Annotated in this window: 14 protein-coding genes; 3 read left to right on the top strand and 11 right to left on the bottom strand. The window is 69.8% G+C overall.

All coding sequences use genetic code 11. From position 1 onward, the window contains the following. Nucleotides 1–3: 3 nt before the first annotated feature. The 3 genes from AB0D29_RS19025 to AB0D29_RS19035 form a co-directional block, all read right to left on the bottom strand. A complete protein-coding gene (locus AB0D29_RS19025; protein WP_362855532.1) occupies nucleotides 4–1,749 on the bottom strand; it encodes a class I SAM-dependent DNA methyltransferase in 1,746 nt (581 codons plus the stop codon). 430 nt (nucleotides 1,750–2,179) lie between these two features. Then, nucleotides 2,180–3,517 carry a class I SAM-dependent RNA methyltransferase gene (locus AB0D29_RS19030; RefSeq protein WP_362855533.1) on the bottom strand — a complete coding sequence of 446 codons (1,338 nt, stop codon included), beginning with the start codon at nucleotides 3,515–3,517 and terminating at the stop codon, nucleotides 2,180–2,182. Between the two features lie 100 nt (nucleotides 3,518–3,617). Next, nucleotides 3,618–5,672 carry an APC family permease gene (locus AB0D29_RS19035; RefSeq protein ID WP_362855535.1) on the bottom strand — a complete coding sequence of 685 codons (2,055 nt, stop codon included), beginning with the start codon at nucleotides 5,670–5,672 and terminating at the stop codon, nucleotides 3,618–3,620. 252 nt (nucleotides 5,673–5,924) lie between these two features. Between AB0D29_RS19035 and AB0D29_RS19040 the strand changes: the two genes are divergently transcribed. Together AB0D29_RS19040 and AB0D29_RS19045 are read left to right on the top strand one after the other, a co-directional pair. After that, a complete protein-coding gene (locus AB0D29_RS19040; protein ID WP_030385679.1) occupies nucleotides 5,925–6,593 on the top strand; it encodes a TrkA family potassium uptake protein in 669 nt (222 codons plus the stop codon). Continuing rightward, nucleotides 6,590–7,252: a TrkA family potassium uptake protein gene (locus AB0D29_RS19045; protein WP_362855536.1), complete on the top strand. Its 663-nt coding sequence runs from the start codon at nucleotides 6,590–6,592 to the stop codon at nucleotides 7,250–7,252. Before AB0D29_RS19040 ends, AB0D29_RS19045 begins: the two co-directional genes overlap by 4 nt. A 79-nt stretch (nucleotides 7,253–7,331) precedes the next feature. Here AB0D29_RS19045 and AB0D29_RS19050 read toward each other — a convergent pair whose 3' ends face one another. The 7 genes from AB0D29_RS19050 to AB0D29_RS19080 form a co-directional block, all read right to left on the bottom strand. Continuing rightward, nucleotides 7,332–8,048, bottom strand: coding sequence for a DUF3159 domain-containing protein (locus AB0D29_RS19050; RefSeq protein ID WP_351584564.1), 717 nt, complete (start codon nucleotides 8,046–8,048; stop codon nucleotides 7,332–7,334). A gap of 3 nt (nucleotides 8,049–8,051) precedes the next feature. Next, a complete protein-coding gene (locus tag AB0D29_RS19055; RefSeq protein ID WP_125816976.1) occupies nucleotides 8,052–8,471 on the bottom strand; it encodes an OB-fold nucleic acid binding domain-containing protein in 420 nt (139 codons plus the stop codon). A 25-nt stretch (nucleotides 8,472–8,496) separates the two neighbouring features. After that, on the bottom strand, nucleotides 8,497–9,183 hold the full coding sequence (locus AB0D29_RS19060) for a response regulator (RefSeq protein ID WP_351288719.1): 687 nt from the start codon (nucleotides 9,181–9,183) through the stop codon (nucleotides 8,497–8,499). Beyond that, nucleotides 9,180–11,777 carry a sensor histidine kinase KdpD gene (locus AB0D29_RS19065; RefSeq protein ID WP_362855537.1) on the bottom strand — a complete coding sequence of 866 codons (2,598 nt, stop codon included), beginning with the start codon at nucleotides 11,775–11,777 and terminating at the stop codon, nucleotides 9,180–9,182. Before AB0D29_RS19065 ends, AB0D29_RS19060 begins: the two co-directional genes overlap by 4 nt. 267 nt (nucleotides 11,778–12,044) lie before the next feature. Next, the gene (locus tag AB0D29_RS19070) at nucleotides 12,045–12,830 is read right to left on the bottom strand and encodes a DUF3710 domain-containing protein (protein WP_362855539.1); all 786 of its coding nucleotides are present in this window, start codon (nucleotides 12,828–12,830) and stop codon (nucleotides 12,045–12,047) included. A 1-nt stretch (nucleotide 12,831) separates the two neighbouring features. Then, a complete protein-coding gene (dut, locus tag AB0D29_RS19075) occupies nucleotides 12,832–13,377 on the bottom strand; it encodes a dUTP diphosphatase (RefSeq protein WP_362855541.1) in 546 nt (181 codons plus the stop codon). Further along, on the bottom strand, nucleotides 13,377–13,961 hold the full coding sequence (locus AB0D29_RS19080; protein ID WP_362855542.1) for a PaaI family thioesterase: 585 nt from the start codon (nucleotides 13,959–13,961) through the stop codon (nucleotides 13,377–13,379). Before AB0D29_RS19080 ends, dut begins: the two co-directional genes overlap by 1 nt. Before the next feature lie 58 nt (nucleotides 13,962–14,019). On the opposite strand from AB0D29_RS19080, the gene AB0D29_RS19085 reads away from it, so the two are divergent. After that, nucleotides 14,020–14,493 (top strand): DUF3093 domain-containing protein, encoded by a 474-nt coding sequence (locus AB0D29_RS19085; protein WP_362855544.1) that lies wholly within the window; start codon nucleotides 14,020–14,022, stop codon nucleotides 14,491–14,493. A gap of 27 nt (nucleotides 14,494–14,520) precedes the next feature. Here AB0D29_RS19085 and AB0D29_RS19090 read toward each other — a convergent pair whose 3' ends face one another. Next, nucleotides 14,521–15,453 carry a hypothetical protein gene (locus tag AB0D29_RS19090; protein WP_362855545.1) on the bottom strand — a complete coding sequence of 311 codons (933 nt, stop codon included), beginning with the start codon at nucleotides 15,451–15,453 and terminating at the stop codon, nucleotides 14,521–14,523. Between the last annotated feature and the right edge of the window lie 8 nt (nucleotides 15,454–15,461).

The raw sequence follows: 15,461 nt of genomic DNA on the forward strand, positions 1-15,461 counted from the left end.
GACTCATTTTTCAACCTCTCGCAGCAATTCAATGATCTTGGCGATCTGCTTCTCCAGATCAGCGTCGATCTCGGCGAGCGGGCGGGGCGGGACGTACTTGAAGAAGTGGCGGGCGAAGGGAATCTCGTAACCGGTTTTGATCTTGCTCCAGTCGATCCAGGCGTCGGGCACATGGGGCTTCACCTCGGCATCGAAGTACGCCTGGACGACCTCTTGCTCCCCCGCTGCTCCAGCCGTCGAGCTGCCGTAGGTGAAGGGCACGTTTTCGGTGTCGCGCTTTTTCGAGTCAGCCTTCGGGTTGCCCTTGCGGTCGACGACCGGCCTACCGCCTTCGTCCAACTGCGGGCGTTCTACGCTGATGCTCCAGTAGCCGAACGCCTCGTTGCGCAGCACCTTGGAAAGGTCGGGATCGGCGCCCTCGAAGTCGGCGTACAACTGCACGATCTTTGCGCGGTCATCGTTGCTGATCTCGCGGTTCTTCGACCCGAGACTCTTGCGCATCTTGGTCCAGAACGACGTGGCGTCGATGAGTTGGACCTTGCCCTGGCGGTCGGGGCGCTTGCTGTTGTCGAGGATCCAGATGCAGGTGGGGATGCCGGTGTTGAAGAACATATTGGTCGGCAACGCAACGATCGCCTCCACCAGGTCCTTCTCCAGCAGCCACCTGCGGATGTTGGAGGGGCCGGTCTCGGCGGCGCCGTTGAACAGCGGCGCGCTGTTCATGATGATGCCGACACGGCCACCGCCGTCCTCGGGTGCGCGCATCTTGTGGGTCAGATGGAGCAGGAAGAGCATCTGCCCGTCCGAGATCGCTGGGAGGCCCGGCGCAAAGCGACCGTAGGGGCCAGCAGAGTCGCGCTCCTTTTTGACTGCCTTGGCGTACTGCTTCCAGTCCACCCCGTAGGGTGGGTTGGACATGCAATAGTCGAACTGGCGGCCCTTGAAGGCGTCGTCGGTGAGCGTGTTACCGAAGGCGATGTTGGTCGCGTCGTGGCCCTTGGCAATCAGGTCGGACTTGCAAATTGCGTACGACTGAGGGTTGTACTCCTGACCGTACAGGCTCAGCTTCGCATCGGGGTTCTGGGTGAGCAGGTGCTCCTCTGCCAAGGAGAGCATACCGCCGGTGCCGGCGGTGGGGTCGTACAACGACCGGATGATGCCGCCCTCGGAGAGGTCGGCATCCTTCTCCGCGAACAGCAGGTCGACCAAAAGCCGGATCGCGTCGCGCGGCGTGTAGTGGTCTCCGGAAGTCTCGTTTGCGGCCTCGTTGAACTTGCGGATGACGTACTCGAACGCATCCCCCATGTCCGCGTTGGACACCACGCCGGGATGCAGGTCGACAGCGCCGAAGGACTTGACGATCTCGCGCAAGAGCCCGGCCTTCTCCAAGGCCAGGATCTCCTTCTTGAAGTCGAAGTACTCGAACACGTCCACGTCGGCGGAGAACCGGTCGATGTAGTCAGCTAGGTTGTCCGCCAGCCCGTCCGCGTCGGCCAGGAGGTTCGCGAACTCGTAGTTGGAGGTGTTGTAGAAGGTCCGCCCCGTGGCCTTCTTGACCTCGACCTTGAGCCGGTTCGGGTTCTCGTAGCTCGCAGCCAGCTCCCGTACCGCCGCGCGGTCCGGCTCAAGTACGCAATCAAGCCGTCTCAGGATCGTAAACGGAAGAATCACCGTCCCGTACTGGTTGGGGCGATAGGGGCCCCGAAGCTGGTCAGCGATTGACCAGATGAAGCTACCGAGCGTGCTCACAAGGTTCCTCACGAGAATCGTCTAGCAGTAACGATCACTTTGCCAGAGGCAGCAGCCAGCGTCCCAAGGTTCAGCTATGGGACTCCGTCGACGTGCTCTTGCCGATCGGCCCGGGTGCCTGCACGAGCTGCCACAACGAAATCTCGGCAAGGCGTTGGAAGATGGCGAAACAAACCAGGTGCGGCGGACTCCCACTACGGCGAGATGGGGATGCGCAGGCCGGGTGCCGAAGTACCCCTGGGCGAGCGACTGCTTCTGAGCTTGTACTGGGCAGTGTCCCACCTCCTGCAGGAGGACTCCGGCCCACCGTCACCTGCGGGATTCGTCACCTGACACCACATCAGAACGAGCGTCACGGGCGTCATCTCAGCGTCGAGATATCGCCCGTGACGCCCACAATGCACATGACACAGTCCGGGAAACCTACAGGTCAGGCGCTCTTCGCGATCGGCTCCAGGATCGCGACGCACTCCACGTGGTGCGTCATCGGGAAGAGGTCGAAGACGCGGAGGGTGCGGACTCGGTAGCCGGCTTCCTTGAAGTAACCCAGGTCTCGGGCCAGGGCTGCCGGGTCGCACGCCACGTACGCGACGCGGCGGGCCGAGAGGCCCGCGATGTGGCGGACCGTCTGCTTGCCCGCGCCCGCGCGGGGCGGGTCCAGGACGACCAGGTCGCACTCGGTGATCCCGGTCTTCGGGAGGATCTGCTCGACCTTGCCCTGCTCCACGCGGACCCGCGGGAAGTCCGCCAGGTTGTGCCGGGCGTCCTCGACCGCGCGCTTCGTCGACTCGATGGCGAGCACCGCGCCCGTCTCGCCGAGGCGCTCCGCCAGCGCGCCCGCGAAGATGCCGACGCCGCAGTACAGGTCGAGCGCCATCTCGCCCTTGCGCGGCATCAGGCCCTGCATGACGGCCTTGATCAGGGTGTCGGCGGCCTGCGGGTGGACCTGCCAGAAGCCGCCCATGCCCACGCGGTACGTACGGCCGTCTGCGCGCTCCCGTACGAAGGGGCGGCCGTGGACGCGGTGCACGCCGCCGTCCTTCTCCTCGACGCGCAGGACCGAGACCGGCTTGTCCAGCTCCACGAGCGGGAGGCGGCCGCCGGGGCGCGGGGTCAGGACGACCTGGCGGTCCTGGGAGCCGGTCGCGGCGATCGCCTCGACCGTGGCCATCTGCGGCCAGTCCTGCTGCTCGATGCCGAGCTCCGAGACACCCGGGGCGGCGATCATGCAGTGGTCGATCAGTTCGATGTCGTGCGAGCGGTGCTTGCGCAGGCCCGCGTTGCCGTCCTCGTCGATCGCGAACTGCACGCGGGTGCGCCACTGCGGCACCTGACCGGCCGGCAGCTTGTCGCCCTCGGCGGGCATCACGGTGCCGTCCCAGCCGGCTTCCTCCGGGGTGAGCCCGGCGAGCCGCTTCAGCTGCTCGGCGACGACCTCGCCCTTGAGCCGGCGCTGCGCGCCCGGCTTGGCGTGCTGCCAGTCGCAGCCGCCGCACTTGCCGGGGCCGGCGTACGGACAGGGGGCCTCGACGCGGTCCTTGGAGGCGTCGAGCACGGTGATCGCGTCGGCGCGCAGGTAGCGGGAGTCGACGTCGCCCTCGGTGACCTTGGCGACGACCTTCTCGCCGGGCAGGGTGTGGCGGACGAACAGGACACGACCGTCCTCGGTGCGGGCGATGCAGTGCCCACCGTGCGCGACGGGGCCGACCTCGACCTCGTACTCCTCCCCCACCAGTGACTGCTTCTCGTTCTGCTCGGCGCTCGTCATGGTGGGAAGACTCCAAAAACCTGAAACGGGGAACGGCCGGACGACCGACCCACCAGTTTACGTGGATCTCGTCCGGCCGTTCACCAACCGGTCACCCGGCTCAGCGCTTCGAGGTGGGCTCCTTCGGTGGTCGCGGGGTGTCCACCGGGCCGCGGCGCACGGCGCCCGGGGCGTTCCAGTCCTGACGCTTCTTCGCCCGCTTCTTGGCGAGCTCCGAGGACTCCAGCTGGTAGGGCACCGAGGTGACCATCACACCGGGCGTGAAGAGCAGCCGGCCCTTGAGGCGCAGCGCGCTCTGGTTGTGCAGCAGGTGCTCGTACCAGCGCCCGACGACGTACTCCGGGATGTAGACGCTGACGGCGTCGCGCGGGTTCTCGCTGCGCAGGCCCTTCACGTACTCGACCACCGGGCGGGTGATCTCGCGGTACGGCGAGTCGAGGATCTTGAGCGGGACGTTGATCCCGCGCCGGTCCCACTCGTCGCGCAGCGCCTTGGTCTCGGCCGGGTCCACGCTGATGCTGAGCGCTTCCAGGGTGTCCGAGCGGGTCAGCTTGGCGAAGGCCAGGGCCCGCAGCGTGGGCTTGTGGACCTTGGAGACCAGGACGATGGAGTGGACCCGGGAGGGCCGCACGCTGTCGTCGCTGGGGCCCTCGGCGGCCGCGATCTCGGCGGAGACGCGGTCGTAGTGCTTGCGGATCGCGCTCATGGTGCCGTAGAAGATCAGCATGCCGAGCAGGGCCACCCAGGCACCGTGGGTGAACTTGGTGGCGAGGACGATGACCAGCACCATGCCGGTGAAGAAGGCGCCGAAGGCGTTGATCGCCCGGGAGCGGTGCATCCGGCGGCGGGCTGCGACCTCGCGCTCCGTCTTCAGGTGACGGTTCCAGTGCCGGACCATGCCGATCTGGCTCAGCGTGAAGGAGACGAACACGCCGACGATGTAGAGCTGGATCAGCTTGGTCGAGTCCGCGTCGTAGATCCAGACGAGCAGGATGGCCGCGCCGGCGAGGAGCACGATGCCGTTGGAGAAGGCGAGCCGGTCGCCCCGGGTGTGCAGCTGGCGCGGCAGGTAGCGGTCCTGCGCGAGGATCGAACCGAGCAGCGGGAAGCCGTTGTACGCGGTGTTCGCCGCCAGGAAGAGCACCAGCGCGGTGGCCGCGGCCAGCAGGATGAAGAGGAAGCTGCCGTCACCGAAGACGGCCTCGGCCACCTGCGAGATCACCGGGTTCTGGATGTATTCGGGGCCGACCGGGACGCCGTTCGCCAGCAGGTCCTCGGCGGGGTTCTCGGCCATCCTCACGTCGCTGGCCATGGCCAGGCCGATGATCCCGCAGAACATGGTGACCGCCAGGCCGCCCATGTAGGCGAGGGTGGACGCGGCGTTCTTGCTCTTCGGCTTGCGGAAGGCGGGTACGCCGTTGCTGATGGCCTCGACGCCGGTCAGGGCCGCACAGCCGGATGAGAAGGCCCTCAGCAGCAGGAAGACCATCGCGAAGCCGGCCAGCCCCTGTTGCTCGGGTTTGATCTCGAGGTCGGCGGTCGGCGCCGTCAGGGTCTCGCCGAGGACGATGCCCTTCCAGGCACCCCAGCCGATCATGACGAATACGGCGGCGACGAAGACGTAGGTCGGGATCGCGAAGAGCTTGCCGGATTCCTTCACACCGCGCAGGTTCATCAGCGTGAGCAGAAGGATCATGACGGTCGCCGAGAGCACCTTGTGCTCGATGACGAAATGCACCGCGGATCCGAGGTTCTCGACTCCGGAGGAGATCGAGACGGCGACGGTCAGGACGTAGTCGACGAGCAGGGCGCTCGCGACGGTGAGACCGGCCCTGGGTCCGAGGTTGGTGTTGGCCACCTCGTAGTCGCCACCACCGCTCGGGTAGGCGTGGACGTTCTGCCGGTAGGACGCGACGACCGTGAACATCAGCACGACGACCGCGAGCGCGATCCACGGGCTGTACTGGTACGCCGACACGCCCGCGATCGACAGGACCAGCAGGACCTCGCCAGGGGCATATGCCACGGAGGAGAGCGGGTCGGAGGCGAAGACGGGAAGGGCGATCCGCTTGGGCAGGAGGGTTTCTCCGAGGCGGTCGCTGCGTAGCGCCCGGCCGATCAGGATCCGTTTGGGCACGTCGGTCAGTTTGGACACGCAGAGGATCGTAAGCGTTCGAAATCAGCCTGACGAACCCGCACCCCGCCCGTACGGCATTGCGCCGCCTATACGCAGTGCATACGTCGTCCCTACGTCGCCCAAACGCCCGAGGGACCGCGGGACCGCGACCGAAGAGGTCCCATCGGTGACCACCCGTGTGTAGCTTGGGCCATGGTCTGAGACCCTGTTAAACCAGAGCATGCAATGAGGCTGGAAACCAGCGAGTCGCTGACAGCCGGAAGGACGGCCGTGCACATCGTCATTATGGGCTGCGGAAGAGTGGGCTCCGCCCTCGCGCAAACCCTGGAACAGCAGGGACACACGGTCGCCGTCGTCGACCAGGACCCCACCGCATTCCGCCGGCTCGGCGCCGGATTCGGCGGCCGCCGCGTCACCGGGGTCGGCTTCGACCAGGACACCCTGAGGGAGGCGGGAATCGAGGACGCGGGCGCCTTCGCCGCCGTCAGCAGTGGTGACAATTCCAACATCATCGCTGCCCGCGTGGCCCGGGAGATGTTCGGCGTCGAGAACGTCGCCGCCCGCATCTACGACCCCAAGCGCGCCGAGGTCTACCAGCGCCTCGGCATCCCCACCGTCGCCACCGTGCGGTGGACCGCGGACCAGATGCTGCGCCGGCTGCTGCCGTCGGGCGCCGAGCCGCTGTGGCGCGACCCGAGCGGCGGCGTGCAGCTCGCCGAGGTGCACACCTCCGCCGCCTGGATCGGGCACAAGGTCAGCAAGCTCCAGGAGGAGACCGGCGTCCGCGTCGCCTTCCTCACCCGCTTGGGCGAGGCCATGCTGCCCACGTCGGCGACCGTCCTCCAGGAGGGCGACCTCGTCCACGTGATGATGCGTACGGACGAGATCGACAAGGTCGAGGCGGCGTTCGCCGAAGGGCCTGAGGAGGCACACGCATGAGGGTCGCGATCGCCGGGGCGGGCGCGGTGGGTCGCTCCATCGCGGGTGAACTGCTGGAGAACGGCCACGAGGTGCTCCTGGTCGACAAGGCGCCGACCGCCATCTCGGTGGAGCGGGTGCCGCAGGCCGAGTGGCTGCTGGCCGACGCCTGCGAGATCACCTCGCTCGACGAGGCCGCGCTCCAGCGCTGCAACGTGGTCATCGCGGCGACCGGCGACGACAAGGTCAACCTCGTCGTCTCGCTGCTCGCCAAGACCGAGTACGGGGTGCCGCGCGTGGTGGCCCGTGTGAACAACCCGAAGAACGAGTGGCTCTTCAACGAGTCCTGGGGCGTCGACGTCGCCGTCTCCACGCCGCGCCTGATGTCGGCCCTGGTCGAGGAGGCCGTCAGCGTCGGCGACCTGGTACGGCTGCTGCGCTTCAGCCACGGCGACGCCAACCTCGTCGAGCTGACCCTGCCGGCCGACTCCTCGGTCGCGGGCACCCAGATCAGCGAGATCACCTGGCCGGAGGACACCTCGCTGGTCACGATCATCCGCGGCAACCGGGTCCTCACCCCGCACGGCGAGGAGACCCTGGAGCCGGGCGACGAGCTCCTCTTCGTGGCCGCCCAGGCCCGCGAGGAACAGCTGGAGGACCTCCTCCAGGCCCGCAACTAGGAGCCCTGCGGGCACGCTCGCACGACGAAGGGGGCGGAGCGACCAACTGGTCGCTCCGCCCCCTTCACGTCCGTCCGGCTCAGGACCCCTGCTTCTCCGCAGCGGCCTCCTTCGCCTCCCACTCCGCGATCACGTCGATCGGCGGCGGCGCCTTCGCCAGGAAGACCCAGGTGAAGTACACGGCGAGCACCATCGGCGGCAGCTTCAGCGCGATCAGCACCCAGCCCAGCTGCGTCGCGTCACCCCACCAGTACAGCGGGAAGAGGATCGCGTACTTGGCGAGGAAGATCAGGCCCCAGGCCAGGCTGGCCTTGGTGTACGCCTTCTTGCGCCCGGGGTTGCGGGTGCGCCAGGACAGGTTCTCCTTGAACACCGGGCCCAGGATCACGCCCAGCAGCGGGAAGCCCACGAGCGCGGAGAGCGTGAAGGCCACCCCGAGCCCGGCTCCGTAGATCATGCCCGGCAGGTAGAAGCCCTTCGGGCTGCCCGTGAAGAGTGCGAAGGCCACGCCCACGCCCACGCCGAAGACCCCGCTGAAGGCGTGCTTCACCGTGTCCTTGCGCAGCAGCCGCACGATCACCAGGAGCACCGCGACGGCGCCCGCGGCGAAGGCGGACCACTTCAGGTCCTTGTTGATCGTGTAGATCATGACGAAGAGCAGCCCGGGGAGCATCGTCTCCACGGTGCCCCGGATGCCTCCGAAGGCGTCGAACAGCGCCGCCTGCGTCACCGCGCTCTGGTCCTCGGACGGCGTGGCGGCGGGTTCCGGGGTGGTCGGTTTGTCGAATGACGTCACCGGTCAGTGCTCCTGTCCGAGCGGTCGGAGTTCGTACTTCGGGTTGAAGAGCACCCGACGGCCATGACTCATCGAAATGCGCCCGGAGGCGATCATGCGCCGCCCCGGCTCGATTCCCACGATCGAGCGACGCCCGAGCCAGACCACGTCCAGTGCGGCGGAGCCGTCGAACAGCTCCGCTTCCAGTGCGGGGACGCCCGCCCGCGGCCGCAGGGTGACGGTACGCAGGGTTCCGGTCACCTTGACTATCTGACGGTCGTGGCAGTCGCAGATCCGCGTGCACCCCGCGGCTTCTGCGTCCTCCTGCAGCTCCGCCGAATGCAGCTCCTCCTGCGAGGTGGACAGCCGCTCGATCATCCGGCGGAACCGGCCCGCCGGCCTGGCCGGCTTCGCGGGCTTCTCGGGACGCGGTTCAGCACTCATACAAGGAAGCCTACCGGCGTGCCCACTACCTCTCGAAGCGGTATCCCATGCCCGGTTCGGTGATGAAGTGCCGGGGGTGCGAGGGGTCCGCCTCCAGCTTGCGCCGCAGTTGGGCCATGTAGACCCGCAGATAGTTGGTCTCGGTGCCGTACGACGGCCCCCAGACCTCCTGGAGCAGCTGCTTCTGGCTGACCAGCTTGCCGCCGTTGCGGACGAGCACCTCCAGCAGGTGCCACTCGGTCGGCGTCAGGCGTACGTCGCGCCCCTCGCGCACGGCCTTCTTCGCGGCCAGGTCCACCGTGAAGCCCTCGGTCTCCACGATCACCTCGTCCTCGCCGGAACCGGCCGAGGGCTCGGCGCGGCGGACGGCGGCGCGCAGCCGGGCCAGCAGCTCGTCCATGCCGAAGGGCTTGGTGACGTAGTCGTCGGCCCCCGCGTCCAGCGCCTCGACCTTCTCGTCGGAGGTGTGGCGGGCGGACAGGACGAGGATCGGCACGCGGGTCCAGCCGCGCAGCCCCTTGATCACCTCGATGCCGTCCATGTCGGGCAGCCCGAGGTCGAGGACGACCACGTCGGGGTGGCGGGCCGCCGCGAGCTCCAGTGCGCTCGCACCGTCGGCGGCGGCGTCGACCTCGTATTTGCGTGCCTTCAGATTGATCACAAGGGCTCGGACGATCTGCGGCTCGTCTTCCACCACGAGCACCCGGGTCATTGAGGTCCTGCCTTCTGTCGCGTCATCCGATCACTGCTGTGATCACGTTCCGTGGGTTCCATCGGTTCGAGCGGGCCTTGCGGCACGGGTCCCGGGGGCACCGCGCGCAGGGTGAGCACCATCGTCAGCCCTCCGCCGGGGGTGTCCTCGGCCGCCAGGGTGCCGTCCATGGCCTCGGCGAACCCGCGGGCGACCGCGAGCCCGAGGCCCACGCCGGACCCGCGCGGGGCGTCACCGTACCGCTGGAAGGGGGCGAAGATCCGGCCCTTGGCCTCCTCGGGCACCCCCGGCCCGCGGTCGACGACCCGTACCTCGACGCGGTCGCCGAGGCAGCTGGCCGCCACCAGCACCGGTTTCCCGGGCGGACTGTACTTGACGGCGTTCTCCACCACGTTGGCCACGGACCGCTCCAGCAGCCCGGGGTCCACCGCCACCATCGGCAGCGTCTCGGGCACGTCCAGCACCACGCTGTCCTCCGGTACGCCGCCCAGCGCCATCGGGACCACCTCGTCGAGGTAGATCTCCCGGATGAGCGGGGTGACGGTGCCGGTCTGCAGCCGGGACATGTCGAGCAGGTTGCCCACCAGGTGGTCGAGGCGGTCGGCGCCGTCCTCGATGCCTTCCAGGAGCTCGGCCCGGTCCTCCTCGGACCACTCCACGTCGTCGGAGCGCAAGGAGGTCACCGACGCCTTGATGGAGGCCAGCGGCGTACGGAGGTCATGGCTGACGGCGGCCAGCAGCGCGGTCCGGATCCGGTTGCCCTCGGCCAGCCGGCGGGCCTCCTCGGCCTCTCCGACGAGCCGCTGGCGGTCCAGGACCACGGCCGCCTGGGCCGCGAAGGCGCCCAGCACCCGGCGGTCCTCGGCGGGCAGGACCCGCCCGGACAGGGCCAGCGCCATGTGGTCGCCGATGGGCATGTCCACATCGGCGTCCTCGGGCCGCTCGGCGGGGCTCGGGCCGACGCTGCCGGCCGGTTTCCAGGGATCCACGTCGTCCGCGCGCTCCAGCAGGGCCACGGACTCCATCGCGAAGGTCTCGCGCACCCGCTCCAGCAGGGCGTCCAGCGTGGTCTCCCCGCGCAGCACGCTGCCGGCCAGGAAGGAGAGGATCTCGGACTCGGCGCGCAGCCGGGCCGCCTGGTGGGTGCGCCGCGCGGCCAGGTCGACCACGGAGGCCACGGAGACGGCCACCCCGACGAAGACGACGATGGCGACGATGTTCCGGGCGTCGGAGATGGCGAACCGGTGCAGCGGCGGGGCGAAGTAGTAGTTCAGCAGCAGCGAGCCGACGGCGGCGGAGGCGAGGGCCGGCCAGAGGCCGCCGAGCAGCGCCGCGGCGACCGTCAGGGACAGGAAGAGCAGCATGTCGTTGGCCAGCCCGGGGTCCCAGGCGGCGTGCGTCAGCAACAGGCACAGCAGCGGCGGGAGGACCACGCCCACCAGCCAGCCGGCGAGGATCCGGGTCCGTCCGAGCCGGGCCGCCGAGCGGACCACGGGCAGGCCGCGCCCCTTGGCGACCTCCTCGTGCGTGACGATGTGCACGTCGAGGTCGGGTCCCGAGTCGCGGGCGACGCTCGCGCCGACGCCGGGGCCGAAGACGTACTGCCACGAGCGGCGGCGGCTGGAGCCGAGCACGATCTGGGTGGCGTTGACCCCGCGCGCGAACTCCAGCAGCGCGTCCGGGATGTTGTCGCCGATCACATGGTGAAACGTTCCGCCCAGGTCCTCGACCAGCGTCCGCTGGACCGCCAGCTCCTTCGGCGAGGCCGCGGTCAGCCCGTCGCTGCGGGCGATGTAGACGGCGAGGATCTCGCTGCCCGAGCCCTTGGCCGCCATCCGCGAGGCGCGCCGGATGAGCGTGCGCCCCTCCGGCCCGCCGGTCAGCCCGACGACGATCCGCTCGCGCGCCTGCCAGGTCGAGCGGATGCCGTGCTCGCCCCGGTACTGCTGGAGGTACTCGTCCGCCCGGTCGGCGACCCACAGCAGCGCGAGCTCGCGCAGGGCGGTGAGGTTGCCGGGCCGGAAGTAGTTGGACAGGGCCGCGTCGACCTTTTCGGGCTTGTATATGTTCCCGTGCGCCATCCGCCGGCGCAGCGCCTGCGGGGACATGTCGACCAGCTCGATCTGATCGGCCCGGCGGACCACCTCGTCGGGCACGGTCTCCCGCTGCCGCACCCCGGTGATCGACTCGACCACGTCCCCGAGGGACTCCAGGTGCTGGATGTTGACGGTGGACACCACGTCGATCCCGGCCCGCAGCAGCTCCTCGACGTCCTGCCAGCGCTTGGCGTTGCGCGAACCGGGCACGTTGGTGTGGGCGAGTTCGTCGACGAGCGCGATGGCGGGCCTGCGGGCGAGCAGCGCGTCCACGTCCATCTCGGTGAAGGAGGCTCCGCGGTAGGTGAGGGCCTTGCGCTCCACCCGTTCGAGACCGTGCAGCATGACCTCGGTACGCGGCCGCCCGTGGTGTTCGACGAAGCCGACGACGAGGTCCGCGCCCCGCTCCACCCTGCGGTGGCCCTCGGAGAGCATCGCGTAGGTCTTGCCCACACCGGGTGCCGCGCCGAGATAGATCCTGAGCTTGCCGCGTCCCATGGGCCCATTCTCGGGGACGTCCGGGATGGCCACGCACCGATGACCGTCCGGGCGGCGATCCCTGACGGATCTCTGACGCCGCGGGCACGGTCCGCGCACGGCCGCCGGAGGCGGCCACGGTGGGGTGCGGGCACACAGGGCCAGGCACGGGTGGGCTCGGACGGGCGCGGGCGGGCACGCGAAGGCCGGTGGGCCCCACCCCGAGGGAGTGGGGCCCACCGGCCGAAAACATGCGACGGCCCCCTGTGCGCACGGGGCCGTCCGGGGTCAGCGGACCTCGGTGATCTCCGGGCCGCGCTCCAGCTGGCCCATGCCGCCGCCGAAGCGGGAGCCTTCCTGCTCCTCCGTCTGCACGCCGTCCGGCACCATCTGGGCGTCGTTCGGCAGCTTCAGGACGATCGGGTCGCGGGGGGCCATCGGGCCGTCGCCGCGGACGACGACGGTGTCCCGGAAGATCTGCTCCAGCACGCCCGCCGACTCGGGGCGCACCGCGCCCTGGCCGGAGATGACGCCGCGCAGGAACCAGCGCGGACCGTCGACGCCGACGAAGCGGACCAGCTGGGCGCCGGTCTGCCCGTCCGGGAGCGGTACGGGCACCTGTGCCCGCAGCTCCCAGCCCAGCGAACCCTGGGCCTCGTCGATGATGCCGCCCTGCTGGGTGATGCCCGCGGCGATCTCTTCGCGGACCTCGCCCCAGATGCCTTCCTTCTTGGGCGCGGCGAAGGCCTGCAGCTGCACGGCGCTGTCGCCCAGGACCACGGTCGCGGCCACGATCGCGTCACCCGCGACCTCGACGCGCAGTTCCATGCCCTCGACACCGGGTACGAGGATGCCGCCCAGGTCGACCCGGCCGTCGGCCGGGTTCCCGAGCACCTCGGAAACGTCCCAGGGGCCGTCGGGCCGCGGGGCGGGCGGCAGGTTCACCCGGCGCGGCGTGGCAGCGCCGTCCTGCTCGCCCGTGTCGTCCGGCTCACCGGATTCGACGCCGTCTACGACCTGCTCGGCCGCGCCGCCGTCCTGGGCGGAGTCGTTCTTCTTGCGACGTCCGAACACGTCACTGTCCTTCCCGGTCGGTAACGACCGAAGCGTAGCCATTCCCACCCTGCTGACCAGCCCCGGATCCGGCCACGGCCGCATGACCGCCGGTGGAGCCGAAACCCCCCTCGGCCCGGGCCGAGCCGGGAAGTTCCGCCACCTCGTGGAAGCGCACCTTCTCGACCCGCTGGACAACCAGCTGGGCAATGCGGTCGAAACGCTCGAACCGGACGCTCTCGCGAGGGTCGAGATTGACCACGATCACCTTGATCTCCCCACGGTACCCGGCATCCACCGTCCCCGGGGCATTCACGAGGGCGAGCCCGCAGCGTGCGGCCAGGCCGGACCTGGGGTGCACGAAGGCCGCGTACCCGTCGGGCAGGGCGATGGACACTCCGGTGGGCAGCACGGTCCGCTCGCCGGGCGCCAGCTCCGCGGCCAGGGTCGTCACCAGGTCGCAGCCGGCGTCGCCGGGGTGGCCGTACGCGGGAATGGGGACCTCCGGATCGACGCGGCGGATCAGCACGTCGACCTCATGGCGGGGTCCGTTGTGGTTCAGGGACATCAGGGGTTCACCTCGAAGGCGCGTGCGCGCCTGACCTGGTCCGGGTCGGCCATCGCCGCCCGGATCTCCTCGGGCCGTCCGTTGTCGATGAAGTGGTCGGCCTTCACCTCGATGAAGAGGGCGTCGGCGCGCACGGCGACCGGGCCCTGCGGGCCGCCTATCCGGCCGACGGCGGTGCAGTAGATCTTCCGCCCGGCGACGGCGGTGGCCTCGGCCTCCAGGTGCAGCACGGTGTCCACGGGCACGGGCCGTACGAAGTCGGTCTCCAGCCGCCCCGTCACCGCGATGACGCGCAGCAGCCAGTTCAGGCAGCCCAGCGTGTCGTCGAGCGCGGTGGCGAGCACCCCGCCGTGGGCGAGTCCGGGAGCACCCTGGTGTGCGGGCTTGACGGTGAACTCCGCGGTGACGCGCACGCCTTCGCCCGCGCGGGCCTCCAGGTGGAGGCCGTGCGGCTGGCTCTCGCCGCAGCCGAAGCAGTGCTCGTAGTGCGCACCGAGGAGCTCGCCGGGTGCCGGGGCATCGGGGTGCCGGACCGGGGCGGCGGCATCGGCCGGGGGCGTCAACGCTGTGTTTCGTCCACTCACAGCCGCAGACCTTACCCGCGCGGCTACCCACCGGTCGCCTCGTGGCAGGCTTGAGCTCATGCAGCTCTCCCCCGCGCACCACGACGAACGCCTGACCGCCCCCCGCTCCTGGTGGGGCGTCGCCGTACTGACCGGCCTCGCGTGCGCACTGATGCTGCTGCCGCTGGGCACGATGCCGCTGCTGGCCGGCCTGGTCGGGGGCACCGCGCTGAGCGGGCTGCTGGTGAGCTCGTACGGTTCCGCGCGCGTGCGCGTGGTGAACGGGGCGCTGGCGGTCGGGGACGCCCGGATCCCGGTGACCGCGCTGGGTGAGCCGGAGGTCCTGGACGCCGAGGAGTCGCGCGCCTGGCGCACGTTCAAGGCCGACCCGCGCGCCTTCATGCTGCTGCGCAGCTACGTGCCGACCGCGGTCCGCGTCGAGGTCGCCGACCCGGCGGACCCCACCCCGTACGTCTACGTCTCCACCCGCGAGCCCGGGGCCCTGGTCGCGGCGATCCGCGCGGCGAAGGCCCAGGCCGTCCCGGCCGAATAGGGCCCGCGTCCCCGGCGGCGGCCGGCCTCAGCCGAACGGGCCGGGATCCCGACCCTCGAGTGCGGCCCTGGTGGCCTCGGGAAGGGGCTGTGTGGGCTGCTCCAGGGGCGGCAGGGCGGGCAGGGCATCCCACGCCACGGCCCTGCTCCGGAGGTCGGCACGGACCTTCTCGGCGAGTTTGCGGGTGTCGCGCCGGTTCATGACCGCGCCGACGGCGGCGCCCACCATGAACGGCATCAGGTTCGGCAGGTTGCGGAACATCCGCTTCGTGATCTGCTGGCGCAGTTCGCGCTTCATCTGTCCGCCGAGCGCCAGGTTCAGCGTCGCCAGGTTGGTCAGATCGACTCCGCGCTCCTCCGTCCAGGCGGTCAGGTAGGCGAAGCTGCGCTGTTTGAGGTTGCCGGGCGCACGGAGCCCGTAGACCTCGTGGAGTTCGGCGACGAGCTTCAGCTCGATCGCGGCGACCCCGGTGATCTCGGCCGCCATCTCCGCCGGCATCGCGGGCGGGACGGGCAGCATCGCCGCCGCGCCGATTCCGGCGCCGACGGTCGAGGTGGCGTTGGCGGCGCCCGCGATCAGCTTGTCGGCAAGCTGATCGGGACCGAGGCCCGGGAACTGCGCGCGCAGGGTCGCGAGGTCCCGAACCGGAACGCGTGGTGCGTTCTCGATGACCCTCTCGGCGATGTACAGGGCGGCGTGCCGGACACTTTCGCCGCCCTTGCGTACACCCTTCTTGACGGCTTGCAGCCGACGGGCCCCGGGCCTGGGCCGGGCCCCCTCGCCGGGCTCTGTGACCGACGGCACCGCCGGGGCGGTGTCGGAGGGCACGGCGATCGCTTCACCGGCGGAGTCGCCGGGGGCTCCGGAACCCGTTTCCGGGTCCGTGGGTGCCACCTGCGCCTCCGCCTGATCACCAGACTTCCGGAAGCGTCGCTTCCGAAAGGGTGTCGAGCCAGCCACGGCCGACG

Origin of the sequence: Streptomyces sp. NPDC048424 (assembly GCF_040651555.1) — a bacterium.
Classification (GTDB): Bacteria; Actinomycetota; Actinomycetes; order Streptomycetales; family Streptomycetaceae; genus Streptomyces.